Here is a 23,395-nt window from a genome sequence, read left to right as displayed (position 1 = left end):
GTGACGGGCACCGTCTACGCAGCAGGAGCGGTGTGCTGGCGGATCATCGAGGGCCGCCCGCACATCCTCGTGATCCACCGGCCGCACCGCCGGGACGTCAGCCTGCCCAAGGGCAAGGTCGATGCGGGCGAGTCCCTCCCGGAGACCGCGGTGCGCGAGATCCGCGAGGAGACCGGGCTCTCGGTGGCGCTCGGTGTGCCGCTGGGATGCACCGAGTACACGCTGCCGAGCGGGCGCCCGAAGGCCGTCTACTACTGGGCCGCGCAGGTCACCGAGAAGGCCGTCCTGGCGTCCGACTTCCTCCCGAACGACGAGGTCGAGGCGCTCGAGTGGGTGACGCTCAAGCGGGCCCGGAGCTACCTGACGTATCCGCACGACGTGACGATCGTCGACGAGTTCGCCCGGATCGCCGCGCGCGGGGCGCTCGAGACCTTCGCGATCGTGGTCCTGCGGCACGCGAAGGCGGTGCCCGCCTCCTCCTGGGACGGCCGCGACTCCACCCGCCGCCTCACCGGGCGCGGCCGGGTCGAGGCCGCGGCCGCCGCTCAGGCCGTGGCCGCCTGGCGCCCGCGCCGCCTCGTCTCGAGCACCGCCAAGCGCTGCCGGTCGACCATCGCCCCGCTGTCCGGTCTGGTCAAGAAGCCGGTCAAGCTCCGCGACGACCTCAGCCAGGAGGCGCACGAGCAGGGCACCGCCGACGTCCGCGCCCTCGTCGGCAAGCGGGTCCGCGCCCGCCGCACCGCGGTCCTCTGCAGCCACCGGCCGGTGATCCCCGAGATCCTGCGCGAGATCGCCCTCGCCACGGCGACCCCTCTCGGCGCCTACCTCGACGAGGCGTCCGCGCTCCCGACCGGAGGCTTCGCCGTGGTGCACCTCTCCACCGCCCACCCCGGCTCCGGGATCGTCGCGATCGAGACGCACACGCCGCTGGCCTGACCGCCCGGGCCGCGCTGCGCGACGGGCTCCACGGGCCCCGCCGGACCGGGCCGGTCGCGCGGCCGGGACGCGCCCGACGCTCCTCGCCTTCCCCGCCGCCCCGTCGCTCCGCAATCCCCGGAGCGGACCCGTTCACCGCGCGTTCACCGAGCGGTCGGTGCCAGGACACGACCCCTCCGTACTCTCGCTCGCGGGCTGCACCGGGCCCTGTTCTGTTTTCCACGCTTTCCTACCCGAAAGGGATACTTGTGAGATTCTCGCGTCTCGGCCAGGCGGCCGTCGTCGCCGCCGTCGCAGCGATCACGCTGACCTCCTGCGCTGCCAACGAGGCACCGGCCGCAGGCGGCAGCTCCGGCTCCGCCACCACCTCCACGCTCTCGGGCACCATCACCGGCATCGGCTCGTCCGCTCAGGGCACCGCGCAGACCACCTGGGCCGCCGCGTTCCAGACCGCGAACCCCGAGGTCACGGTCAACTACGACCCGCAGGGCTCCGGCGCTGGCCGCACCAACTTCATCGACGGCGCCGCCGACTACGCCGGCTCCGACTCCGCGCTCAAGGACGAGGAGCTCGCGAGCACCTTCGCCGCCTGCGCCCCCGACACCAAGGCGATCGACCTCCCGGTCTACATCTCGCCGATCGCGGTCATCTTCAACGTGGAGGGCGTCGACGAGCTCAAGCTCGACGCGGCCACCATCGCCGGCATCTTCAAGGGCACCATCACCTCCTGGGACGCCCCGGAGATCAAGGCCCTGAACCCCGACGCGACCCTCCCGTCGGCGAACATCACCTCCGTGCACCGCTCGGACGACTCGGGCACCACGCAGAACTTCACCGACTACCTCGCGGCCACCGCGAGCGACGTCTGGGACGCTCCTGCCGCGCAGACCTTCCCGTACCAGAGCGGTGACGGCGCCAAGGGCACCTCGGGTGTCGTCGACGCGGTCAAGAACGGCACCAACACGATCGGCTACGCCGACGAGTCCGGCGCCCAGGGCATCGACATGGCCCAGCTGAAGGTCGGCGACGCGTTCTCGACCATCTCGGCCGACGGAGCCGCGGCTGTCGTCGCCGCCTCGCCCATCGCCGACGGCCGCGAGGAGAACGACCTCGCGATCAAGATCGACCGCACCGGCACCGAGGCGGACGCCTGGCCGATGGTCCTGGTCAGCTACCTCATCGTGTGCCAGGAGTACGCGGACGCCGAGAAGGGCGAGGTCGTCAAGGCCTACGCCTCCTACGTCGCGAGCGAGGAGGGCCAGGAGGCCGCCGCCGCTCAGGCCGGCTCCGCTCCCCTGAGCTCCGAGCTCGCGTCGACCGTCGCCACCGCGATCGAGTCGATCAAGTAGTCCCACCGGCAGGGCCCGTCTCGCAGCACGATCCGCGGGACGGGCCCCGCCTGTGCCGGGCTCGGCCCACCGGACGCCCCCGCCGAGCCCTAGCATCTCCCTGTGCGCCCCGCCGAACCCCTCGTCTGAAGAGAGTCCCCTGGAATGGCAACTGAGACCGTCGTCCGCCCGAAGGCGAAGGTGCGTGTCGGAGATCGGGTCTTCTCGATCTCGACCGTCGCCGCCGGCTCCCTCATCCTCCTCGTCCTCGCCGCCGTCGCGATCTTCCTCATCGCGCAGTCGATCCCCGCGTTCACCGCGCCGGCCGGCAGCCTCCCCGGCGACGCGACGAGCTTCTGGGCCTACGTCGGCCCTCTGGTGTTCGGCACGGTCTGGTCGGCGGTGATCGCCCTGGTGATCGCCCTGCCGCTCTCGATCGCGATCGCCCTCTTCATCTCGCACTACGCGCCGCGCCGCATCGCGATGGCCCTCGGCTACGTGGTCGACCTCCTCGCCGCCGTCCCCTCGGTGGTCTTCGGCCTCTGGGGCGCGACCGTCCTGGCGCCGATGGTGCAGCCCTTCTACCTCTTCCTCAACGTGAACATCGGCTGGTTCCCGCTCTTCGGCGGCCAGGCGTCGGGCACCGGCAAGACGATCCTCACCGCCTCGGTGGTGCTGGCCGTCATGGTCATCCCGATCATCACCGCGGTCTGCCGCGAGATCTTCCTCCAGGCCCCGCGCCTGCACGAGGAGGCGGCGCTCGCGCTCGGCGCGACCCGCTGGGAGATGATCCGCATGGCCGTCCTGCCCTTCGGCGCCCCGGGCATCGTCTCGGCCGCCATGCTCGGCCTCGGCCGGGCCCTCGGCGAGACGCTCGCCGTCGCGATGGTGCTCTCGCCCGCGACGGTCGTCTCCTTCCTCCTGCTGACCTCGCAGAACTCGAACACCATCGCCGCGAACATCGCGCTGCAGTTCCCGGAGGCGAGCGGAGTCGGCGTGAACGTCCTCGTCGCCTCGGGCCTCATCCTCTTCGTCATCACCCTCGTCGTGAACTCGGTCGCGCGGTTCATCGTCAACCGCCGCAAGGCCTTCTCGGGAGCCAACTGATGTCCGCCGCCACCTCGTCGATGCCCTTCTCGCTGCAGGCGGGCAAGCTGCCCAAGGGCACCCCCTGGATGCTGCTCGTCGGCAGCTGGGTCGTGTTCGCCGCCGTCTTCCTGATCCTCCAGGCGGCCGGCATGATGAACGACTTCAGCCTCGTCGGCGCGATCTTCTGGGGCACCGTCCTCTTCGACGTCGCCATCTACGTGGTCTCGCGCCTGGTCGAGGGCGGCCGCAAGGCTGTCGACCGCCTCGTGACCTCGCTGGTCGCGACCGCGTTCATCATCGCGCTGCTCCCGCTGATCTCCCTGCTCTACACGGTCGTCTCCAACGGAGTCGCGCGGTTCGATCCGCTCTTCTTCTCCTCGTCGATGCGCAACGTCATCGACGCGGGCGGCGGCGCGCTCCACGCGATCGTCGGCACGCTCGAGATCACGGCCATGGCCGCGCTGATCTCGGTGCCGATCGGCCTGCTCACCTCGATCTACCTCGTCGAGTACGGCCGCGGCCACCTCGCCCGGGCAATCACCTTCTTCGTCGACGTGATGACGGGCATCCCCTCGATCGTCGCGGGCCTGTTCGCCTACGCGCTCTTCGCGCTGATCCTCGGCCCCGGCGTCCGGATGGGCTTCGCCGGCTCGATCGCCCTCGCCGTGCTGATGATCCCCGTGGTCGTCCGCTCGTCGGAGGAGATGCTGAAGCTGGTGCCGAACGAGCTGCGCGAGGCGTCCTACGCCCTCGGCGTGCCGAAGTGGCTGACCATCGTCAAGATCGTGCTGCCGACCTCCATCGCCGGGATCACGACGGGCATCACGCTCGCCATCGCCCGCGTCATCGGCGAGACCGCGCCGCTGCTGATCGTCGCCGGCTTCACCGCGTCGATGAACTACGACCTCTTCAGCGAGCGGATGATGACCCTCCCGGTCTTCGTCTACACGCAGTACGCGAACCAGGGCCCCGACGCCGAGGCGTTCCTCAACCGGGCCTGGACCGGCGCGCTGGCCCTCATCCTGATCGTCATGGCGCTGAACCTGGTCGCCCGCCTGATCGCGAAGATCTTCGCCCCCAAGCTCGGCCGCTGACACCCACCACTCGGCTCCGGCCGGAATCCCCGAAGGAAGCAATGTCCAAGCGCATCGAGGTCAACGACCTCAACGTCTACTACAGCCAGTTCCTCGCGGTGGAGGGCGTCTCGCTCGCCATCGAGCCCCGCACGGTCACCGCCTTCATCGGCCCGTCCGGCTGCGGCAAGTCGACCTTCCTCCGCACGCTCAACCGCATGCACGAGGTCATCCCCGGCGCGCACGTCGAGGGCGAGGTCCTGATCGACGGCAACAACCTGTACGGCCCGGGCGTGGACCCGGTGCAGGTGCGCCGCCAGGTGGGCATGGTCTTCCAGCGCCCCAACCCGTTCCCGACGATGTCCATCCGGGACAACGTGCTGGCCGGTGTGAAGCTCAACAACCGCCGCATCTCGAAGTCGGACGCGGACGCGCTCGTCGAGCGCTCGCTCCAGGGCGCGAACCTCTGGAACGAGGTGAAGGACCGCCTCGACAAGCCGGGCTCCGGTCTCTCCGGCGGCCAGCAGCAGCGTCTGTGCATCGCCCGTGCGATCGCCGTCTCCCCCGACGTCCTGCTGATGGACGAGCCCTGCTCGGCCCTCGACCCGATCTCGACCCTCGCGATCGAGGACCTCATCGAGGAGCTCAAGAACGACTACACGATCGTCATCGTGACCCACAACATGCAGCAGGCCTCGCGCGTCTCGGACCGCACCGCGTTCTTCAACATCGCGGGCACCGGCAAGCCGGGCAAGCTCATCGAGTACGACGACACCGCGACGATGTTCTCGCGTCCGTCCGTCCAGGCGACCGAGGACTACGTCTCGGGCCGCTTCGGCTGATCCGCCGCAGACGAGAGCGAGCCGCGTCCCTCCGGGGGTCGCGGCTCGTTCTCGTTCGACGTCCTGCACTCCGGGAACGAGAAGAGCCGCACCCCGTTCCCGGAGTGCGGCTCTTCTCGTGCTCAGGCCCTCAGGCGATGTCGATGGCCAGTATCGGGTCCGTGGTCGGAGCCGACGAGCCGCCGGCGTCCTCGACCGTCACCGCGACGACTCCGCCCTCGGCGAGGCTCCCCTCGAGCGGAGCCACGGTGCTGCCCTCTCCCCCGTCGAACGTCCCTGCGGCGACCGGACCGGACGAGCCGATGTACCAGAGCTCGTAGGTCTTGTCCTCCGGCAGCGGCGCCAGGTCGTCCACCACGAGGGCGGAGCGGCCGAGCGAGCTCGACCAGACCAGCGTCGCCTGCTCGCCGGTGGCGACCGTGCCGGTCGTCTCCTGCGCGTCGGGGGCGCTGCGGATCTGCTCGAGAGCAGTCTGCTGCTGCGTCTGGCCGGGGCCGGACGAGAGCAGCGGCGGGAGGGTCACTCCGCCGACCACGATCACCGCGGCGGCCGCAGCCGCCGAGAGGTAGACCGCCGGGCGGGCGAACCAACGGCTCCGGGCGCGGTTCGCGGCGCTGCCGCCTCCGTCCCGACGAGCCGTCGGACCGCTCCGCTCGCCCTCGGAGGCGACGGGAACCAGGCGGGGCGCGGCGGGCGCCTCGTGGTCCTCGTCGGGCTCCTCCAGCGGCAGCTGCGGAGTGGTGGCGATGAGCGCCATCAGGTCGGCCTTGAAGCCCGGCGAGGGCTCCACGGCGGGTGCGTCGGCGACCAGCGCCTCGGCCACCTCGGCGAACGCGTCGGCCTCGCCGCGCGCCTCCGGGTGCTCGGAGAGGAAGCGCTCGTAGCGCTCCTGCTCCTCGGGCGTCAGGATGCCCAGTGCGTGACCCGCCGCGAGATCGCGCGGGTCGTCCATCCCGTCGGGGAGTCGCACATCGTTCACAGGGCCACCCCCATCTCTTCTCGAAGTCTGATCATTCCGTCACGCAGGCGTGTCTTGACGGTTCCCACGGGGCACTGCAGGATCCCCGCGATCTCGCTGTGCGAGTATCCGCCGTAGTAAGCGAGCTGCAGCGCCTGCCGCTGCAGTTCCGTCAGGCGGCCCATGGCGGCCGCGACCTTCTCGTGCTCGAGGGACACCTCCGCCTGCTCGGAGACCTGGTCGTAGTCGCGCCCGAGGTCTCGGATTCCGATGCGCATGTCCCGATCACGGCCGGCTTGAGCCGCGCGGACCCTGTCGATGGCCCTGCGGTGTGCCATCGTGAGGATCCAGGTCGTCGCGCTTCCTTTATTCGGAGCGAAACGCCCAGCGGTTTGCCAGATCTCGAGGAAGACCTCCTGGGCCACCTCCTCGGACTGGGAGCGGTCGACGAGCACGCGGATGATCAGGCCGAGGACCCGGCCCGCCATCTGGTCGTAGAGCGCGGCGAAAGCCGCCTGCTCTCCTCCGGCGATGCGCTCGAGGAGGACAGCCGCCTCCGTTGTGGTGTCGTCCGTCATCAGCCCCGCCTCGCCCGCGCCCGGGCTGAAAGATTCCGCGTCATCCAGAAGGCTGTCACGGCCAGGCCTGCTACGACGACCGACACCTCGATCGGATGCGTCACGAATCGGACATCCAGCGCCAACGTGCCGATCGGCACGAGCGCCGGATCGCCCAGCCGGGGGGCCAGCCAGAGGGAGATCACAGCCACCGCCGCAGCGGTGATGCCCGGATAGCTGCGCGGGCGGAGGAGGACCCAGAGCCCGGCGAACAGGTCGAGGACCGCGAGGACGCGCATCACCGTGCCCTGCGAGAGCGAGACGCCCGCGGCGAACTGGGCGCCCTCCGCGTCGTCGACGCTCGGGGCGGCGAGGAGGTAGAGCGCGGCGACGACCAGCAGCCCTGCTCCCGCCCAGACGCGCGCGCCGATCCGGAGAGCTCTGCTGTTCTTCATTCCGCTGGCGCCTGTCTGTGGGGACTCGGGCGAGGATCGACTCCTCCTGGGCCCTCGCCTCGCGCACCGTGGCGGCGATGCGAGCAGAGAAGGGGCCGGACCGCAGAAACGCCTCTCGGCGCGAGGCCGCTCGAAGCGGCTATAAGTGGAGCCCGGGGTTACTGCGATCCGGCTTCCGCCAGTCTACCAAAGGCCTCCGCGGTGGCGGCGAGCGGCGTTCGCAGTGGGTGAACGCGGGTTGCGCGTCACTCCAGGGAGTCGCTCCTCCACAGCCGGGCGCAGCTCACGAGCTCGGCGGCGGTGGTCGAGAGGCGCAGCGCGCGGGTGGTCAGCTCGCTCGCCCGGGCGGGGTTCACCGGCTCCACGTCGTCGGCGACCGAGACGGCTCCGGAGGCGCTCACGCGGCAGAACGCCGCGGCGCGGTCCAGTGCCACCGCGAAGTCGCCGTCGAAGACGCCGCGGAGGATCCGGTCGGCCAGCTCGGTGATCTCGGCCGGCCCCGTGGGCGTGCTCGCTCCGGCGACCACCGGGTCGATCGTGGCGGAGAGCTCGACTCCGCGCTGGTAGAGGAAGCTCGTGCTCTCCGGGTCCTGCCGGATGACCAGCCGCAGCAGGTAGATCCGCCACAGCGCACCCGGCAGGCTCGCCGCGCTGGAGCGCGCCCAGAGCTCGGCGAGGGCGTCGATGCCGTTGTGGTCGGTGTACTCGACGAGGCGGTCGATGACCACCGGGTCCGGGTCGTTCCGGACGCGGCTCAGCAGCGCGATCGCGGTCTCGTGGGCGACGCGGCTGATCTGCGCCGGGTCCTCTCCTCCCTGGAACGCCTCGAAGACGTGGGAGGGGAACTTGGTCGGCTTGTGGAAGCCGTCTGTCATGGGGCCGCCTTCCGCGGTCGTGCGCGCGGACGCTCTCGCGCTCGCGCTCCGTAGGGGGTTCGAGGAGGGTAACGCCCGCGGCTGGGCGGGTATGCCCGCGCGGAGGACGCGGACCGCTCCGGAATCGTCCGGCTGCTCGGCGCCGCACCTGCTCCGGGGGCGCCGACGGCCCGCTACCCTGGAGCGCGCGGGCCTCTAGCTCAGTTGGCAGAGCAGCGGACTTTTAATCCGCGGGTCGTCGGTTCGAGCCCGACGGGGCCCACCACCCGCTCGCCTGGTCGCGCTTTCCGGACAGTGCCAGGGCGCGGACAGGTCGCACCACTACGGTGCAGGAGTGCTGACCTTCCTCCGCGCTCTTCTGCGGCGGCCGCGGCTGTGCGAGGCGTGCCGCGTCCGGCCGGCCCGCCGCCGCGATCCGTTCTGCTCGACGGACTGCGCGAAGACGTACTACCTCTACCTCTGACGCCCCGTCCGGGCCCCGGCAATCCGCGACGGCGTCACTCGTGGCAGAGCGACCACACCTCGTCCGGGTAGTCGCGCACCTTCTCGCCGACGAGGAGGCGCCAGCGGCCGTCCTGGTGCTCGAGCAGGCGTCCGGTGACGACCTCCGAGAGCCAGTCGGAGTCGATCCGGTACCAGCGGACGAGGCGGACGGTCGTCGCGGTGTGCGAGACGCGAGACGTCATCGCGGGAGTCCCTTCTCGACGAGGGAGCGGGGTGCTGGGATCAGCGAGCGTTCGACGGGCGAACGAGGGGTGACCCGCGCCGAGACGACTCCCTTGTCGACCGGCCGGGAGACTGCGGCGGGCGTCCGGCGGACCGGATGCCAGGAACTCTAGACGACCGCGCTGGCGGTGTCTGTCCCATCCCCGGTCACAGCGGAGCGGCCCCGTTCAGCATGCTCAGAGCTGAACGGTGCAGCCGGCCGAGCGCGCCTGCCGGAACGCCGCCGCCTCGCGGGTACGGGAACGCAGTCTCCTCGCTCGGCGGCGGAGGAGCCGCTCGCTCGGGCCGAAGGCACCGGATTCGAGGAGCTGGCGGAGCGAGAGGGTCACCTGCCGGGCCAGACGGGGATCGATGCGGCCGGGGATCCGGATCGCGTCGATGAGATCGAGGGCGGTGCGCGTGGTGCGGGAGATCGCCATGACCGAACCCTAGGGACGCCGGGCTCCGGTGTGCGCGCCCCGGACGGGGGCGCCGACGGGGACTGATGCTCAGCCCCGGGGCGCCCCGGCGGGATCAGTCGTGCCCGTTGCTGCCGTCGCCGCGGCCCGTGGAGGACTGCAGGCGGTCGATGTGCTCGGAGGCCTGGGCCTTGGTGAGGTCGGCGGGGAGGGTCTCGCCCGCTTCGCGCGCGAGGGTGTCGAGGTAGCTGCGCTGCGGGCCGGTCATCGGCTCGTCGCCGGTGACCCAGTCGGACGGGTCCTTGCTGGCGCTGGTGTCGCTGCCGTCGTCGGCACGGGCGCCGAGGACGTCGCCCTCGGTCTTGACATCGGGATCGGTGGTGTTGTCATCGCTCATGGTGCGACCGTACGCCCGACCACCGACGCCGACGAGGGCTTGCGGAGCGGCGCCGTGCGCCCCGCTTCACGAGCCGAGCAGCGCGTGCGCGACCGTGAAGATGACGAGCCCGGCCAGGGAGCCCACGACGGTGCCGTTGATCCGGATGAACTGGAGGTCCTTCCCGACCTGGAGCTCGAGCTTCTCGGACGTCTCGCGCGGGTCCCAGCGGTGGATCGTGTCGCCGATGATGCTGGCGATGTCGGTGCGGTAGCGGTCGACCAGGTTCGCCGCCACCGAGCCGATCCAGGAGTCGACGGTCGCCGCGAGGCCGGCGTCGGTCGAGAGCCGGCGGCCCAGATCGACGACGATCGACTCGATACTGCCGCGCAGCGGGCTCGCCGGGTCGTCCATCGCGCCGAGGAGCGAGGCCTTCGTCGCCTCCCAGGCGTCCCCCGCGAGCTCGCGGACGCGCGGGCTGTCGAAGGCGCGGTTCTTGATCTCCTCGACGCGGGCGATCAGGTCGGGATCGGTGCCCAGATCCTGCGCCAGCGTGGCGAGGTAGCCGTCGATCGCGATCCGGAACGGGTGCACCTGGTCCTCGCGCACCGCCGCGACGAAGACGAGAGCCTCGCGGTACAGCCGCTCGTCCACCGCCCGGCTGACCGCGGAGGGCAGCCAGCTCGGCAGGCGGCCGCTGACCATGCGGGTGAAGCTCTGCGGGTTCGCGGTCAGCCACTCCTCCGCCTGCTCGACCAGCGTGTCCACGAGTCGCCGGTGGTGGCCGGCCTCGACCACGCTGCCCACCAGCGAGCCCAGCGGCGGGCCCCACTGCGGGTCGAGGAGGTGGCGCCGCGCCAGCGCCTCGATCACGCGCTGCACATCGGAGTCGTCCAGCAGGGCGATCGCCGAGCGGACGGCCGCCGCGCTCTCGCCGCCGACACGGTGCGCGTTCTCCGGCTCGGCGAGCCAGAGCCCTGCCCGCCGGGCGATCCCGAAGGAGTCGAGCTTCTCGCGCACGATGGCGCCGCGGAGGAAGTTCTCCTCGACGAACTGCGCGAGGCTCGCGCCGATCTCGTCCTTCTTGGTCGGGATGATCGCGGTGTGCGGGATCGGCAGGCCCAGCGGCCGCCGGAACAGCGCGGTCACGGCGAACCAGTCGGCGAGCGCGCCGACCATCCCGCCCTCGCTCGCGGCCCGGACCCACTGCAGCCACGGGTAGCGCTCCTGCAGGGCGAACGACACGGCGAAGACGACGGCCATCACCACGAGCAGGCCCGTGGCGAGCCGCTTCATCCGGACGAGGGCGACGCGCTTGGCCTCGTCGTCGCGCCCCACCGCCGCGAGGGAGGTCATGACGCGGTGGGGAACCCCTCGTGGCGGATGCCCCACGCGACGGTCCACTCCTCGCCCGGCTCGAGCCAGCGCAGGCCCTGCCCGCTGTTGAACGCCTCGGCCGGAGCGGTCATCGGCTCCACGGCGATCGCGGTCTTCACGTCGTCGCCGTCGGGGAAGATCCGGGTGATGAAGACCTGGATGAAGTTGTGCGAGGCGTCGGCCCAGAGGAGCACGCGGCGCCCGTCGGCGGCGCGGAGGCCGTGCACGCTCTCACCGTCGACCATCCGGACGTCGGCCCAGGCGTCGTCGAGCTTGAGGTCGCCGATGCGGCGGCCGGAGCGGAGGTCCCACTCGGTGCCCTCGACCGGCTTCTGCACGGTGGGGTTGAGGCGCTCGTCGACCTCGATGTGCACCGCCGCGTCGACGGTGATCTCGAGCTCGTCGGTCGGCACGTCGCCGATGGCGAGGAAGGGGTGCGTGCCGATGGCGACGGGTGCCTCGTCGGCTCCGACGTTGACGACGCGGTGGACGACCTTCAGCCCGTCGGCCTGCAGCTCGTAGCGGACCGAGGTCTCGAGGTGGAACGGGTAGCCCGCCTGCGGCACGACCGGCGCGGCCAGCTCGACGAAGGAGGGGCCCTGGTCGACGAGGCGGTACGGGGTGCTCACCAGGAGGCCGTGGATGGCGTTGTGGTACTTCGGCTCGGTGATCGCGAGCTGGAGCGTCTCGCCGCGGTGGTGCCAGCGCCCGTCCTTCACGCGGTTGGGCCACGGCATCAGGACGATGCCCGAGCCGAACGGCGGGACGGTGCTCTCCGGGTAGGAGGCGGTGATCTCCACTCCGTCGACCGAGAGGTGGCGCAGCGCTGCCGCCACCTCCGTCACGACGGCGTGCAGGGTGCGTCCCTCGGCGGTGAGGTCGAGGGAGAACTGGCGCCCGGTGGCGGGAGCGGGGGTGAAGTCGGCCATTCCTCGATCCTACGGACTGACGCGCTCGCCGAGCGCCCGGCAGCGCGTGACCGCGAGCCCCGCCTCCTCCAGAGCGGCGACCAGTCCGTCGGCGGCTCCCGCGCCCGTGAGCAGACGGTCGAACTCGTCGGGAGCGGCGACCCGGCCGAGGTCGACGACTCCGAGCTTCGAGGAGTCGGCGACCACGACCCGGCGGGTCGCCGCCTGCAGCATCCGGCGCTTCAGGGTCGCCTCGGGGAGGTTGACGTTGGTGACGCCGGCCTCCGGGTGCACGCCGGTGCAGCCGATGAAGGCGATGTCGGCGCGGATCCGCTCGAGCATCTCGGACGCGAGCGGCTCGACCAGCGAGTGCTGCAGCGGCCGCAGAGTGCCCCCGGTGACGACGACGGTGAAGCGCGGGATGGCCGGCTCGAGCGCCAGAGCCGTGGAGAGGCCGTTCGTGATCACTGTGACGTCGCGCAGCTCCTCGCGAGCCACGAGCGCGTGCGCGATGGCGAGCGGTGTGGTGCCCACGTCGAGCACGATGCTCTGCCCGGAGGAGACGGAGGCGGCGGCCTCGCGGCCGATCGCGGCCTTCTCGTCGGAGGCGGCGCTCAGGCCCTCCTCGAGCGAGCGCTCGCCGGTGGGCCTCGGCGCGGGGATCGCCCCTCCGCGCACCCGCTGGAGGACGCCCTCGCTCGCCAGCAGTGCGAGATCGGAGCGGACGGTGACGACCGAGACCCCGAGCATGTCGGCCATCGGGGCGACCCCGACGAAGCCCGAGCTCTCGGCGGCCAGGCGCAGCCTCAGCCGGCGCTCGATCGCCGACGTGGACTCCTGCTCGCCGTCCGTCCTCATCCGCCCATCGTGCCCGCGGTCGAGCGGACTTGTCAAAGAGAAAACCAGCTTTCCTTTTCGAAGGTGCGGCCCTAGTCTGACTCCTGTCATGAACGAAGCGATCACCCTCTCCGCCGGCGTCGTCAAGCGCCCGCACACGCTGGCCGACGGCCGCGAGCTCCTCTACTTCGACGACGCCGACACGACGCTCCCCCCGGAGCGCGCCGCCGACGCCCGCCACCTCGACCCCCGCCCCGCCACCGCGCGGATGCGCCAGGACGTGCTGACCGGCGAGTGGGTCTCCATCGCCGCGTCGCGCCAGAACCGCGTGTTCCTGCCGCCGGCCGAGCTCGATCCGCTCGCTCCGGCGTCGCCGACGAACCCGTCGGAGGTGCCCAGCCGCTACGACGTCGCCGTCTTCGAGAACCGCTCCCCCTCCTTCGGCCCGCTCCTCGAGGACGCGGACGCGCCCGCCTCGCTGGAGGACCTGCGCACCCTCGGGCTCGGCCGGACGCTGACCAGCGTCGGCCGCTGCGAGGTCGTCTGCTTCAGCCCCGAGCACGAGGGCTCCTTCGCCACGCTCAGCGCCTCTCGCGCCCGGACCGTGGTCGAGGCCTGGGCCGACCGCGTGGGCGCCCTCTCGGCCCTTCCCGGCGTGCAGCAGGTCTTCCCGTTCGAGAACCGCGGCGAGGCGATCGGCGTCACGCTGCACCACCCCCACGGGCAGATCTACTCCTACCCCTACGTCACGCCGCGCACGACCCGTCTGCTCGCCTCGCTCGACAGCTACGGGCCCTCGATGTTCGCCGACGTCCTCGCCTTCGAGCAGGCCGGCGAGCGCGTCCTCCTCCGCGGCGAGCACTTCACCGCGTTCGTGCCGTTCGCCGCACGCTGGCCCGTCGAGGTGCACCTCCTGCCGCACCGCCACGTCCCGGACCTGGCGGCGACCACCCCGGAGGAGCGCGACGAGCTCGCGACGATCTACCAGCGCCTGCTCCGCGGCATCGACGCCCTCTACGACACCCCGACGCCCTACATCGCCGCCTGGCACCAGGCCCCGGTGCACGAGCGCCGCGACGAGGTGCGCCTGATGCTCCAGATCACCTCGCCCCGCCGCGCCGAGACGAAGCTCAAGTACCTCGCGGGGAGCGAGGCCGCGATGGGGGCCTGGATCGGCGACATCGCCCCGGAGACGAGCGCCGCGGCCCTGCGCGCCGCCATCGAACGGGCCGACGCGGCCGTGCTCGAGGCCGGGATCGCCCAGCGCCCCGACGCGGCCCTGCCGGTCGCCGCGCACAGCGACGACTCGCTGCCCGACGGCGCCGCCACTCCCGCAACGACCGCCGCCGACATCGCCGAGGAGAACCGATGACCGCCGCTCCCGCCTCCCTGACCGCCGTCGCCGAGAGCGCGGCCGCCGCCTTCGAGCGCACCTTCGACCGGCCCGCAGCGGGTGTCTGGGCCGGCCCCGGTCGTGTGAACCTGATCGGCGAGCACACCGACTACAACGACGGCTTCGTCTTCCCCTTCGCCATCGACCGCGCCACCGCGATGGCCGTCGCTCCGCGGGAGGACCGCCTCATCAGGATCAGCAGCGCCTTCTCGCCCGAGGTGATCGAGGTCGCCCTCGACGAGCTCGGCCCCGGCGCCGTGACCGGCTGGTCGGCCTACCCGCTCGGCGTGGTCTGGGCGCTCACGGAGTACGGCGTCGACCTGGGCTCCCGCTCGGGCTTCGACGCGTACGTCGACTCCGACGTGCCGGTCGGCGCGGGGCTCTCGAGCTCGGCGGCGCTGATGTGCGCGATGGCCGTCGCCCTCGACGAGCTCTGGGACCTCGGCTTCGACCGCGCGACGATGGCCCGCGTCGGCCGCCGCGCCGAGAACGTCGCGGTCGGCGCCCCCACCGGGATCATGGACGAGTCCGCCTCCCTCTTCGGGGAGCGCGACGCCGCGGTGTTCCTGGACTGCCGCAGCCTCGACACCGAGGTCATCCCCCTCGGCTTCGAGGAGGCCGGGCTCGTCCTGCTCGTCGTCGACACCCGCGTCGAGCACGCTCACGCCACCGGCGGCTACGCCGAGCGGCGCGCCTCCTGCGAGCTCGGCGCCGCGACCCTCGGCGTGCCGTCGCTCCGCGAGCTGACGGTCGACGACCTGCCGCGCGCCGAGGAGCTCCTCGACGACGTCACCTACCGGCGGGTGAAGCACGTCGTGACGGAGGACGCCCGCGTGCTCGAGACCGTCCGCACCCTGCGCGAGCACGGCCCGCGGGCGATCGGCGATCTGCTCGACGCCGGCCACGTCTCCCTCCGCGACGACTTCGAGATCTCGGTGCCCGAGCTCGACACCGCCGTCGAAGCGGCGCGCGGCGCCGGAGCGATCGGCGCCCGGATGACCGGTGGCGGCTTCGGCGGCTCCGCGATCGCCCTCACTCCGGTGGAGAAGGAGGAGGAGGTCCGCGCCGCGGTCCTCGCCGCCTTCGCCGAGAAGGGCTTCACGACTCCGGAGCTCTTCCTGGTCACGGCCGCCGACGGCGCGGGCCGCGTGCTCTGACCCCTGCCCTCGTCGACGCCCCTTGCGATCTCGGATCGCAGGGGGCGTTCGTCGTCGAGTCGGCGCTACGGCGCCGGATCCGGCGGGACGACGGCCCGCGCCTCTCCCCCGGTGACCCGCACCAGCTCGTCGAAGCCGGTCGGGTAGACGGTGTGCGCGTGCCCGGCCGCCGCCCAGACGACTTCGTAGGCGGCGAGGGCCGTGTCGACCACGGTGCGCAGCGGCGCGGGATGACCGACCGGCGCGATCCCGCCGATCGTCTGGCCCGTCGCGGACTTCACGTCGGCGGCCGGCGCCCGGGTGACCGATCCGCCCAGCTGCACGCCCAGCCAGGCGGTGTCGACGCGGTGGCCGCCGCTGGTCAGGACCAGCAGCGGCGCACCGTCGAGCAGGAACACCAGCGAGTTGGCGATCTGGCCGACGTCGACGCCCAGCGCCTCTGCCGCCAGCGCGGCCGTCGACGCGGCCGAGTCGAGCCAGCGCACGGCCGGATGCACACCGTGCCGGTCGAGGTCGGCGAGGACGCGGTCGACGGCCGGGTGGCTCCGTTCGCTCATGCCGCCGAGGCTAGCGCCCCGGCCGGGCTCACTTCTCGAACGTGGACGCGTCGATCACGAAGCGGTAGCGGACGTCCGAGGCGAGGACGCGCTCGTAGGCCTCGTTGATCTGCGAGGCCGAGACGACCTCGACCTCGCTCGCGATGCCCTTCTCGGCGCAGAAGTCGAGCATCTCCTGGGTCTCGCGGATGCCGCCGATGCCCGAGCCCGCGAAGGACCGGCGGGCGCCGAAGAGCGTGAACACGTGCAGCGGCAGCGCTTCGGCCGGAGCGCCCACGTTCACCATCGTGCCGTTGCGGCGCAGGAGTCCCAGGTAGGCGTCGAGGTCGAGGGGCGCGCTGACCGTGTTGACGATCAGGTCGAAGGTGTTCGCGAGATCGGTGAAGGTCGCCTCGTCGCGCGTCGCGTAGTAGTGGTCGGCGCCCAGGCGGAGGCCGTCCTCCTTCTTGCTCAGGGTCTGCGAGAGCACGGTGACCTCGGCGCCCATCGCGTGCGCGAACTTGACGGCCATGTGGCCGAGCCCGCCGAGGCCGACGACGGCCACGCGCTTGCCGGGGCCCGCTTCCCAATGCGAGAGCGGCGAGTAGGTGGTGATGCCCGCGCACAGCAGCGGAGCGGCGGCCTCGTAGGGGATCGACTCCGGGACGCGGAGCACGAAGTCCTCGACGACGACGACGTGCGTGGAGTAGCCGCCCTGGGTGATGGTGCCGTCGCGGTCGACGGAGGCGTAGGTGCCGGTGTTGCCCTTCAGGCAGTACTGCTCCTCGCCCGCGAGGCAGTTCTCGCACTCGCGGCAGGAGTTCACCATGCAGCCGACGCCGACGCGGTCGCCGACGGAGTGCTTGGTGACCTCGGAGCCGACCTCGGCGACGACGCCGACGATCTCGTGGCCGACGGTCAGCGGGTACGCCACCGGACCCCAGTCGCCGCGGACGGTGTGGATGTCCGAGTGGCAGATGCCGGAGTAGGCGATCTCGATGAGCACGTCGTGCGGTCCGACGTCGCGGCGCTCGATGGTGGTGGGGACGAGCGGCTCGGTCGCGGAGGGAGCGGCGTAGGCGGTGACGGTGAGCATGGGTTCTCCTCGTGGGGCGGGAAGCGCTCCGAGGACGTGTCCGACGGGGTGGGGGACGCGAGAGCGCCCGGCCACGCTACCGGCAGGCGACTGGACGTCGCCCCCGAGCGCGGTCCGGCGAGGGTCCCGTGGCGAGGAACCGGTCAGCGCAGGGCGCGCTCGGCCGCCGTCACCACGTTGTGGATGAGCATCGCCCGCGTCATCGGGCCGACGCCTCCGGGGACCGGCGAGAGCCAGCCCGCGACCTCCGAGACCTCCGGAGCGACGTCGCCGGTCAGCTTCGCCCGGCCCGTCTCGGGGTTCTCGACCCTCGTGATGCCCACGTCGAGCACGGCGGCGCCGGGCTTCACCCAGTCGGCGCGGATGAGCCCGGGCACGCCCACGGCCGCCACCACGATGTCGGCGCGGCGCACCTCCGCGGCGAGATCGGCCGTGCGGGAGTGGGTGAGAGTCACGGTGGCGTCGAGGCCCTTCCGCGTGAGCAGGAGCCCGAGCGGACGGCCGACGGTGAGCCCGCGGCCGATGACGACGACGTGCCTGCCCGAGGTCGGGATCCCGTGGCGCTGCAGCATCTCGACGATGCCGTTCGGCGTGCAGGGCAGCGGACTGTCCAGCTCGCCCTCGACGCCGAGCACCAGGCGGCCCAGGTTGGTGGGGTGCAGGCCGTCGGCGTCCTTGTCCGGATCCATCAGCTCGAGCATCGCGTTCTCGTCGATGCCCTTCGGCAGCGGGAGCTGGATGATGTACCCGGTCACGGCCTCCGAGTCGTTGAGCTGCCGGATGGCGGCGCGGATGTCGTCCGCCGACGCGGTCGCCGGGAGGTCCACGCGGATCGACTCGATCCCGACCTCCGCGCAGTCGCGGTGCTTGCCCGCGACGTACGAGCGGGAGGCGGGGTCGTCCCCCACCAGCAGCGTGCCGAGCCCGGGCACGACGCCCCGTTCGCGCAGAGCGGCGACCCGCTCCGCGATCTCCGTCTTGACAGCGGTCGCCGTCGCGACGCCGTCGAGTACCTGTGCCGTCATCGCGGTCTCCTCGGTCGTGGCGCGGCGGAGGGGGGCGGTGCCCCGGCCTCCGCCGCGCGGGTGGTGCAGCGGATCGACTACAGCCCGGGGTAGAGCGGGAAGTCGTCGGTGAGGCGGGCGACCCGGCCGCGCAGCGCCTCGAGGTCGGCCGAGGGCTTGAGCGCCTCGGCGATGACGTCGGCGACCTCGGTGAACTCCGTGTCGCCGAAGCCGCGGGTCGCGAGCGCCGGCGTGCCGATGCGCAGGCCCGAGGTGACCATCGGCGGGCGGGGGTCGAACGGCACGGCGTTGCGGTTGACCGTGATGCCGACCTCGTGGAGGCGGTCCTCGGCCTGCTTGCCGTCCAGAGGCGAGTCGCGCAGGTCGGCGAGGACGAGGTGGACGTCCGTGCCGCCGGTCAGGACGTCGATGCCCTCGGCTTTCGAGTCGGCCGCCGTGAGGCGCTCGGCGAGGATCTGCGCGCCGCGGATGGTGCGTGCCTGGCGGTCGGCGAACTCGGGCTCGCCGGCGAGCTTGAACGCGGTCGCCTTCGCGGCGATCACGTGCATCAGCGGGCCGCCCTGCTGGCCGGGGAAGACGGCCGAGTTCAGCTTCTTGGCGTACTCCTGCTTCGCGAGGATGAGCCCCGAGCGCGGGCCGGCCAGCGTCTTGTGGACGGTGGTGGTCACGACGTCGGCGTAGGGCACCGGCGACGGGTGCAGCCCGGCCGCCACGAGGCCGGCGAAGTGGGCCATGTCGACCCAGAGCTTCGCGCCGACCTCGTCGGCGATGGCGCGGAACGCCTCGAAGTCGAGCTGACGGGGGTAGGCGGACCAGCCGGCGATGAGCACCTGCGGGCGGACCTCGAGGGCCTTCTCGCGGACCGCGTCCATGTCGATCCGGAAGGTCTGCGGGTCGACGCCGTACGCGGTCGCGTTGTAGAGCTTGCCCGAGAAGTTCAGCTTCATGCCGTGGGTCAGGTGGCCGCCGTGCGCGAGCTCGAGGCCGAGGATGGTGTCTCCGGGCTGCACGAGGGCGGCGAGCGCCGCGGCGTTGGCGGAGGCTCCGGAGTGCGGCTGGACGTTGGCGAACTCGGCACCGAAGAGGGCCTTGGCCCGGTCGATCGCGAGCTGCTCGGCGATGTCGACGTACTCGCAGCCGCCGTAGTAGCGGCGTCCGGGGTAGCCCTCGGCGTACTTGTTGGTCAGGACGGAGCCCTGCGACTCGAGGATCGCGCGCGGCACGAAGTTCTCGCTCGCGATCATCTCGAGGTAGCCGCGCTGGCGGTCGAGCTCCTGCTGGAGCACGGCGGCGATCTCGGGGTCGACCACCGACACGGGCTGGTCGAACGAGGCGGCGACGCCGGGGCTGGCGGGGGAAGAGGACACGGACGCTCCTTGGCTGGGAAACGGAAGGGGCCCGGCAGGTCGCGGCGGCGCGACACGGCTCGTTCGGGCGACCCGATCTACGGTATCCGTTCCAGCCCAGGCGTGCGGCGGGAAAAGTGTCCGGGGCGCTGCCCCGGAGGAGGTGCCGCTCCCTGATGGTCACCCATCCGAACGCCAGTCGCGGCGGCCCCACTCTAGCAAGGGGGCAGAGTGGCGCGGGAGACGCGCCACTCTGACGAGGGCCGCTCGGGTCCGTGCGACGATCCCTCGGTCGGCGCCGGTGCGGGGCCGGTGAGGAGGGCGCCGCAGTGGCATCTCGACACGGCTCCGAGCGCATCGATGATCGGAGCGACAGCGAGCTCCTCGCGCTGGTCCGGAAGGGCCGCACGGACGCCGTGTCCGAGCTCTGGCGCCGGCACTCCGCGGCCGGCCGCACCGTGGCCCGGGCGTGGGCGAGCAGCTCCGATCCCGACGACCTGGTGTCGGAGGCGTTCCTCCGCGTCCTCCGGGCCGTCGAGAGCGGCGGCGGACCCGAGGGCGCCTTCCGCCCGTACTTCTTCACCGCCGTCCGCAACGTCGCGGGGTCCTGGGCCCGGCGGGGCAGGCACGAGCGGCCGTTCGACGAGGCCGACCGCGCCCTCCCCTCCGCGGGCCCCGATCCCGAGGCGCACGCCCTCGCCGCCCTCGAGCGGGACCTGGGCGCGCGCGCGTTCCGGACGCTGCCGCCGCGCTGGCAGGAGGTGCTCTGGTACACGGAGGTGGAGGGCCTGTCCCCCGCCGCCGCCGCGCCGCTGATGGGGCTGCGGCCCAACGCGGTCGCAGCGCTCGGGGTCCGGGCGCGGGAGGGGCTGCGCTCCGCGTGGATCCGGGAGCACGTGGCGGACGCTTCGGCGACGGGCGAGTGCGAGTGGGTGCTCGAGCGGGCGGGGACGCACGCGCGAGGACGCGTGCCGGCCCGCGACAGGCGCCGCATCGACCGGCACCTGGAGGGGTGTCTCGCCTGCCGCGAGGCGCTGTCGGAGGCCGAGAGCACCGCGCGCCGCCTCGCCTCGGTGCTGCTGCCGCTGACCGCCGGAGTGAGCGGTGCGGCCGCCTGGGCGGCGGGCGGAGGCTCCGGCGCGGCCGCCGGTCCGCTGCCGAGCGCGGTCCGGGCGTCGAGAGCTGTCCGGGCCTCGGGAGCGGGCAGCGGAACGGGAGTGGTCGTCGCCGCGTCCGCTGCGGCGGCACTCGCGGTCGCGGGAGTCGTCGGGACGGCACTGCTGCTGTCGGGGAGCGGGAACGGGGCGGTCGTGGCGGCGATGGACGCCGCCACCCGGGAGGACGAGGGCGGAACGGCCGAGACACCTGCGCCGACGGCGAGCGGAGGAGCGACGGCGAGCGGAGGAGCGACGGCGAGCGCCGACGGGTCGGAGACCGGCCCGTCGGCCGCGGACCGCGCGAGTGCAGGAGCGGACGGCGTTCCGGCGGGGCGGTCCAGCGACTCCGGCTCCGCTCCGAGGAGCACGGTGCCGGCCGGGGACGGAGGGAACGATGCCGGAGCGACGCGCGCGACCCTCGGGAGGACGGGACGCCCGCCGCAGCGGGAGTCGTCCCCCGATCCTGTCGGCGCACCGGCGTCGAGTGGGATCGAGGCGGACGCCTCACCGGCTCCTGCCGCGGACCCGGATCGCCCTGCCGCGATCGGCAGCGCGGCACCGGCGCCCTCCCCCGCCGTCACCGCGGCTCCGACACCCTCCGGGTCGCCGGGGGTCGCGACCGGGAGCTCCGCGCCGAGCCCGGTCGGCACCGGCCCGAGCCTGCCCTCCGGTCCGGTCCGGCCCTCCGTCCCGAACACGACTCCCGCACCGGGCACTCCGGCTCCGGCACCGGGCACTCCGACTCCGGTCGCGACCCGGGCGCCGAGCACATCCGGTCCGGTCGCGACTCCTGCGCCGAGCGCTCCGACACCGGTCGCGACTCCGGCTCCGGGCACTCCGGCTCCGGTCACCACTCCCGCACCGAGCACCCCGACACCGGCGCCGACGACTCCGCGGACCCCCGCGGCTCCCGACGGAACTCCGGCGCCCGCACCGACCGCGACACCTGCACCACCCGCCGCGGCCGCGCCGACCCTCGCACTCGACACCGACGGCCGGCTGCTGCCCGATGCCCGGGGCACCGCCGCGCCCGGCGCCGAGATGATCCTCGAGGACGCCTCCGACGGACGCCGCTGGGGATCCGCCACCGCCGACGCCGCCGGCTCCTGGACAGTGCCGGCGCTCCCCCTGCCCGCCGGCACGACCGCGGTGCTGGCGCGCACCGCCGCAGGAGTCAGCGCCCCCGAGACGGTCGACCTGCGCGCTCCGGTGCTCCTCGCCCGGGCCGCATCGAGCGGGGGCGCGGTCGGCGTGCTCGTGCTCGCCGATCCCGACGCGGACGGCCTCGACCTCCTGGTCGACGGCGAGCAGGTGCGATCCCTCGCTCCCGGTGCCCCCGTCCTCGCTGCGACCCTGCAGGTCGGCCCCGGGAGGCACGCGATCGGGGTCCGCTACTCCTCCCCGGCCGGGCGGACGGGACCCGTCGCCGCCGTGTCGGTCGACGCGGGCTGAGGCGCGCCGACCGCCCCGTGCCCCACCGTTATCCTGGGCGGATGCAGCCCGAACCCGCCGCGTCCGCGACTCCCCGGCCCGCCTCCGCGAGCACCCGTCCGACGGGCAGCGACGCCGCGTGGTCCGGCACCCGGCCCACGGGCAACCACTGGACCCTCACGTTCGCCTGCCCCGACCAGCCCGGCATCGTGCACGCCGTGTCCGGCGCCGTCGTCCAGGCCCGCGGCAACATCACCGAGAGCCAGCAGTTCTCGAGCGCCGACACCGGCCGCTTCTTCATGCGACTGCAGGTGGAGTCGCCGATCAGCCGCGAGGAGTTCGCGGCCGCGCTGCTGCCGATCACCGAGCACTACGGGATGACCTGGCGCCTCGATGTCGTCGGCCGACCGCTGCGCACCCTCGTCCTCGCCTCCACCGCCGCGCACTGCGTCAACGACCTGCTCTTCCGCCAGCGCGCCGGGCAGCTCGCGGTGGACATCCCGATGATCCTGTCCAACCACGGCAGCCTCCGCGACCTCGCCGAGTTCTACGGCGTGCCCTTCGAGTCGCGACCCGTGGTCTCGCCGGAGTCGAAGCGCGGGTTCGAGGAGCGCGTGCTGGAGGTCGTCGAGGAGCACGACGTCGAGCTCGTGGTCCTGGCGCGCTACATGCAGATCCTCTCCCCCGAGCTCTGCGCGCGCCTGGCCGGCCGCGCCATCAACATCCACCACTCGTTCCTGCCGGGCTTCAAGGGCGCGAACCCCTACAAGCAGGCGCACGCCCGCGGCGTCAAGCTGATCGGCGCGACCGCGCACTTCGTCACCAGCGATCTCGACGAGGGGCCGATCATCGAGCAGAACGTGGTGCGCGTGGACCACTCGCACTCGGTCGCCCAGCTCGTGGCGATCGGGCAGGACGAGGAGAGCCGCACGCTCACGCAGGCGGTCAAGTGGTTCGCGGAGGACCGGGTGCTCCTCGACGGGGCCCGCACCATCATCTTCCGCTGACCTCCGGCGGCTAGCATGGTCGGCGTGAATCGAGCAGGAGCGGACACCGCGGGCACCGACATCAGGATCGGCCCGAACGCGATCCTCCGCTTCCTCCTGGAGCTCGTCGCGCTGGCGACCTTCGCCCTCTGGGGCTTCGCGTCGTGGGACCTCCCGTGGAACATCGTCCTCGGCATCGGCGCTCCGGTGGTCGCCGCGCTGATCTGGGCGCTCTTCCTCTCGCCGCGCGCTGTCCTCGCGATCGACGTCTACGGCCGTTCGCTGATCGAGCTGCTCGTGATGGGCGCCGCCGCGCTGGCGTGGCTGGACCTCGGCCAGCCGGTCGTCGCGATCGTCTTCGGCGTCCTCGCCGTCGTCTCCGGCGTCATCGCGGGACGCCGCTCCCTCTGAGCCGGACGTCGGCCGCCCAGGCCGAGGAAGCGCTCGCCCGGAGCCGGGCACCGCTGTCGTCGAGCGGGCATCGCGGGCTCTGAGCGGAACCGACCGAGTCGGTGCGGGCACTGCCCCGAGCC

Annotated in this window: 25 protein-coding genes and 1 tRNA gene; 12 read left to right on the top strand and 14 right to left on the bottom strand. The window is 72.7% G+C overall.

Annotated features, from left to right (window positions below; all coding sequences use genetic code 11):
• From C5D44_RS10815 to pstB, 5 genes are all read left to right on the top strand, one after another.
• Positions 1-936 (top strand): NUDIX domain-containing protein, encoded by a 936-nt coding sequence (locus C5D44_RS10815; RefSeq protein WP_104276962.1) that lies wholly within the window; start codon positions 1-3, stop codon positions 934-936.
• Positions 937-1,184: 248 nt separating this feature from the next.
• Positions 1,185-2,285: a phosphate ABC transporter substrate-binding protein PstS gene (pstS, locus tag C5D44_RS10810; RefSeq protein WP_104281651.1), complete on the top strand. Its 1,101-nt coding sequence runs from the start codon at positions 1,185-1,187 to the stop codon at positions 2,283-2,285.
• Between the two features lie 144 nt (positions 2,286-2,429).
• Positions 2,430-3,371, top strand: a complete 942-nt coding sequence (gene pstC / locus C5D44_RS10805; protein WP_104227270.1) for a phosphate ABC transporter permease subunit PstC — start codon at positions 2,430-2,432, stop codon at positions 3,369-3,371.
• Positions 3,371-4,447, top strand: a complete 1,077-nt coding sequence (gene pstA / locus C5D44_RS10800; RefSeq protein WP_104276959.1) for a phosphate ABC transporter permease PstA — start codon at positions 3,371-3,373, stop codon at positions 4,445-4,447. The genes pstC and pstA overlap by 1 nt, the downstream gene beginning before the upstream one ends.
• Positions 4,448-4,488: 41 nt before the next feature.
• Positions 4,489-5,268: a phosphate ABC transporter ATP-binding protein PstB gene (pstB, locus tag C5D44_RS10795; RefSeq protein WP_104224707.1), complete on the top strand. Its 780-nt coding sequence runs from the start codon at positions 4,489-4,491 to the stop codon at positions 5,266-5,268.
• A gap of 130 nt (positions 5,269-5,398) precedes the next feature.
• Here pstB and C5D44_RS10790 read toward each other — a convergent pair whose 3' ends face one another.
• The 4 genes from C5D44_RS10790 to C5D44_RS10775 form a co-directional block, all read right to left on the bottom strand.
• Positions 5,399-6,247, bottom strand: coding sequence for an anti-sigma factor (locus C5D44_RS10790; RefSeq protein WP_146086087.1), 849 nt, complete (start codon positions 6,245-6,247; stop codon positions 5,399-5,401).
• Entirely contained in the window at positions 6,244-6,804 is a 561-nt protein-coding gene (gene sigK / locus C5D44_RS10785) for an ECF RNA polymerase sigma factor SigK (RefSeq protein WP_104276957.1), read from the bottom strand. Before sigK ends, C5D44_RS10790 begins: the two co-directional genes overlap by 4 nt.
• Entirely contained in the window at positions 6,804-7,238 is a 435-nt protein-coding gene (locus C5D44_RS10780; protein WP_104276956.1) for a hypothetical protein, read from the bottom strand. The genes sigK and C5D44_RS10780 overlap by 1 nt, the downstream gene beginning before the upstream one ends.
• Before the next feature lie 245 nt (positions 7,239-7,483).
• A complete protein-coding gene (locus C5D44_RS10775) occupies positions 7,484-8,113 on the bottom strand; it encodes a DNA-directed RNA polymerase subunit beta (protein WP_104227273.1) in 630 nt (209 codons plus the stop codon).
• A 189-nt stretch (positions 8,114-8,302) separates the two neighbouring features.
• Here C5D44_RS10775 and C5D44_RS10770 point away from each other — a divergent pair.
• Both C5D44_RS10770 and C5D44_RS18510 read left to right on the top strand, forming a co-directional pair.
• Positions 8,303-8,378: transfer RNA gene (locus C5D44_RS10770), tRNA-Lys, on the top strand.
• Between the two features lie 69 nt (positions 8,379-8,447).
• Complete coding sequence (locus tag C5D44_RS18510; protein ID WP_258062912.1) at positions 8,448-8,576, top strand: hypothetical protein; 129 nt, start codon at positions 8,448-8,450, stop codon at positions 8,574-8,576.
• Positions 8,577-8,610: 34 nt separating this feature from the next.
• Here C5D44_RS18510 and C5D44_RS10765 read toward each other — a convergent pair whose 3' ends face one another.
• From C5D44_RS10765 to C5D44_RS10740, 6 genes are all read right to left on the bottom strand, one after another.
• Positions 8,611-8,799 carry a hypothetical protein gene (locus C5D44_RS10765; protein WP_104276955.1) on the bottom strand — a complete coding sequence of 63 codons (189 nt, stop codon included), beginning with the start codon at positions 8,797-8,799 and terminating at the stop codon, positions 8,611-8,613.
• A gap of 216 nt (positions 8,800-9,015) precedes the next feature.
• Positions 9,016-9,258 (bottom strand): hypothetical protein, encoded by a 243-nt coding sequence (locus C5D44_RS10760; protein ID WP_104276954.1) that lies wholly within the window; start codon positions 9,256-9,258, stop codon positions 9,016-9,018.
• 94 nt (positions 9,259-9,352) lie between these two features.
• Positions 9,353-9,634 (bottom strand): DUF3072 domain-containing protein, encoded by a 282-nt coding sequence (locus C5D44_RS10755; RefSeq protein ID WP_104224714.1) that lies wholly within the window; start codon positions 9,632-9,634, stop codon positions 9,353-9,355.
• A 66-nt stretch (positions 9,635-9,700) separates the two neighbouring features.
• A complete protein-coding gene (locus C5D44_RS10750; RefSeq protein WP_104276953.1) occupies positions 9,701-10,969 on the bottom strand; it encodes a DUF445 domain-containing protein in 1,269 nt (422 codons plus the stop codon).
• Complete coding sequence (locus C5D44_RS10745; protein ID WP_104281650.1) at positions 10,966-11,919, bottom strand: aldose 1-epimerase family protein; 954 nt, start codon at positions 11,917-11,919, stop codon at positions 10,966-10,968. Before C5D44_RS10745 ends, C5D44_RS10750 begins: the two co-directional genes overlap by 4 nt.
• A gap of 9 nt (positions 11,920-11,928) precedes the next feature.
• Positions 11,929-12,756, bottom strand: a complete 828-nt coding sequence (locus tag C5D44_RS10740; protein ID WP_104276951.1) for a DeoR/GlpR family DNA-binding transcription regulator — start codon at positions 12,754-12,756, stop codon at positions 11,929-11,931.
• A gap of 88 nt (positions 12,757-12,844) precedes the next feature.
• Here C5D44_RS10740 and galT point away from each other — a divergent pair, with 88 nt between their 5' ends.
• Positions 12,845-14,107 carry a galactose-1-phosphate uridylyltransferase gene (gene galT, locus C5D44_RS10735; RefSeq protein ID WP_104276950.1) on the top strand — a complete coding sequence of 421 codons (1,263 nt, stop codon included), beginning with the start codon at positions 12,845-12,847 and terminating at the stop codon, positions 14,105-14,107.
• Positions 14,104-15,285, top strand: coding sequence for a galactokinase (gene galK / locus C5D44_RS10730; protein ID WP_104276949.1), 1,182 nt, complete (start codon positions 14,104-14,106; stop codon positions 15,283-15,285). The genes galT and galK overlap by 4 nt, the downstream gene beginning before the upstream one ends.
• Before the next feature lie 65 nt (positions 15,286-15,350).
• Here the strand turns inward: galK and C5D44_RS10725 are convergent, their stop codons facing one another.
• From C5D44_RS10725 to glyA, 4 genes are all read right to left on the bottom strand, one after another.
• A complete protein-coding gene (locus C5D44_RS10725) occupies positions 15,351-15,842 on the bottom strand; it encodes a YbaK/EbsC family protein (RefSeq protein WP_104281649.1) in 492 nt (163 codons plus the stop codon).
• A gap of 28 nt (positions 15,843-15,870) precedes the next feature.
• Entirely contained in the window at positions 15,871-16,917 is a 1,047-nt protein-coding gene (locus tag C5D44_RS10720; RefSeq protein WP_104233905.1) for an NAD(P)-dependent alcohol dehydrogenase, read from the bottom strand.
• Positions 16,918-17,060: 143 nt separating this feature from the next.
• Complete coding sequence (locus C5D44_RS10715; RefSeq protein WP_104276947.1) at positions 17,061-17,942, bottom strand: bifunctional methylenetetrahydrofolate dehydrogenase/methenyltetrahydrofolate cyclohydrolase; 882 nt, start codon at positions 17,940-17,942, stop codon at positions 17,061-17,063.
• Between the two features lie 77 nt (positions 17,943-18,019).
• Positions 18,020-19,309 (bottom strand): serine hydroxymethyltransferase, encoded by a 1,290-nt coding sequence (gene glyA / locus C5D44_RS10710; RefSeq protein WP_104224723.1) that lies wholly within the window; start codon positions 19,307-19,309, stop codon positions 18,020-18,022.
• A 308-nt stretch (positions 19,310-19,617) separates the two neighbouring features.
• On the opposite strand from glyA, the gene C5D44_RS10705 reads away from it, so the two are divergent.
• From C5D44_RS10705 to C5D44_RS10695, 3 genes are read left to right on the top strand one after another with little or no spacing between them, the layout of a single operon-like run.
• Complete coding sequence (locus tag C5D44_RS10705; protein ID WP_181118493.1) at positions 19,618-21,897, top strand: sigma-70 family RNA polymerase sigma factor; 2,280 nt, start codon at positions 19,618-19,620, stop codon at positions 21,895-21,897.
• A 41-nt stretch (positions 21,898-21,938) separates the two neighbouring features.
• Positions 21,939-22,883 (top strand): formyltetrahydrofolate deformylase, encoded by a 945-nt coding sequence (purU, locus tag C5D44_RS10700; RefSeq protein ID WP_104276945.1) that lies wholly within the window; start codon positions 21,939-21,941, stop codon positions 22,881-22,883.
• A 24-nt stretch (positions 22,884-22,907) separates the two neighbouring features.
• The gene (locus tag C5D44_RS10695; protein ID WP_104276971.1) at positions 22,908-23,273 is read left to right on the top strand and encodes a YrdB family protein; all 366 of its coding nucleotides are present in this window, start codon (positions 22,908-22,910) and stop codon (positions 23,271-23,273) included.
• Positions 23,274-23,395: the final 122 nt, after the last annotated feature.

Origin of the sequence: Rathayibacter sp. AY1B5, assembly GCF_002932795.1 — a bacterium.
Classification (GTDB): domain Bacteria; phylum Actinomycetota; class Actinomycetes; order Actinomycetales; family Microbacteriaceae; genus Rathayibacter.
The sequence above is the reverse complement of the archived record's forward strand: the minus strand, read 5'-3'. Positions and strand labels throughout refer to the sequence as shown.

Excerpts from the sequence above, each read along its gene's own strand:
- purU (WP_104276945.1), top strand. The coding sequence starts at position 21,939 with ATGCAGCCCGAACCCGCCGCGTCCGCGACTCCCCGGCCCGCCTCCGCG.
- C5D44_RS10760 (WP_104276954.1), bottom strand. The coding sequence starts at position 9,258 with ATGGCGATCTCCCGCACCACGCGCACCGCCCTCGATCTCATCGACGCG.
- C5D44_RS10755 (WP_104224714.1), bottom strand. The coding sequence starts at position 9,634 with ATGAGCGATGACAACACCACCGATCCCGATGTCAAGACCGAGGGCGAC.
- pstA (WP_104276959.1), top strand. The coding sequence starts at position 3,371 with ATGTCCGCCGCCACCTCGTCGATGCCCTTCTCGCTGCAGGCGGGCAAG.
- C5D44_RS10745 (WP_104281650.1), bottom strand. The coding sequence starts at position 11,919 with ATGGCCGACTTCACCCCCGCTCCCGCCACCGGGCGCCAGTTCTCCCTC.
- galT (WP_104276950.1), top strand. The coding sequence starts at position 12,845 with ATGAACGAAGCGATCACCCTCTCCGCCGGCGTCGTCAAGCGCCCGCAC.
- C5D44_RS10750 (WP_104276953.1), bottom strand. The coding sequence starts at position 10,969 with ATGACCTCCCTCGCGGCGGTGGGGCGCGACGACGAGGCCAAGCGCGTC.
- C5D44_RS10775 (WP_104227273.1), bottom strand. The coding sequence starts at position 8,113 with ATGACAGACGGCTTCCACAAGCCGACCAAGTTCCCCTCCCACGTCTTC.
- C5D44_RS10720 (WP_104233905.1), bottom strand. The coding sequence starts at position 16,917 with ATGCTCACCGTCACCGCCTACGCCGCTCCCTCCGCGACCGAGCCGCTC.
- C5D44_RS10740 (WP_104276951.1), bottom strand. The coding sequence starts at position 12,756 with ATGAGGACGGACGGCGAGCAGGAGTCCACGTCGGCGATCGAGCGCCGG.
- C5D44_RS10715 (WP_104276947.1), bottom strand. The coding sequence starts at position 17,942 with ATGACGGCACAGGTACTCGACGGCGTCGCGACGGCGACCGCTGTCAAG.
- galK (WP_104276949.1), top strand. The coding sequence starts at position 14,104 with ATGACCGCCGCTCCCGCCTCCCTGACCGCCGTCGCCGAGAGCGCGGCC.
- C5D44_RS10765 (WP_104276955.1), bottom strand. The coding sequence starts at position 8,799 with ATGACGTCTCGCGTCTCGCACACCGCGACGACCGTCCGCCTCGTCCGC.
- C5D44_RS10780 (WP_104276956.1), bottom strand. The coding sequence starts at position 7,238 with ATGAAGAACAGCAGAGCTCTCCGGATCGGCGCGCGCGTCTGGGCGGGA.
- pstB (WP_104224707.1), top strand. The coding sequence starts at position 4,489 with ATGTCCAAGCGCATCGAGGTCAACGACCTCAACGTCTACTACAGCCAG.
- C5D44_RS10725 (WP_104281649.1), bottom strand. The coding sequence starts at position 15,842 with ATGAGCGAACGGAGCCACCCGGCCGTCGACCGCGTCCTCGCCGACCTC.
- pstC (WP_104227270.1), top strand. The coding sequence starts at position 2,430 with ATGGCAACTGAGACCGTCGTCCGCCCGAAGGCGAAGGTGCGTGTCGGA.
- sigK (WP_104276957.1), bottom strand. The coding sequence starts at position 6,804 with ATGACGGACGACACCACAACGGAGGCGGCTGTCCTCCTCGAGCGCATC.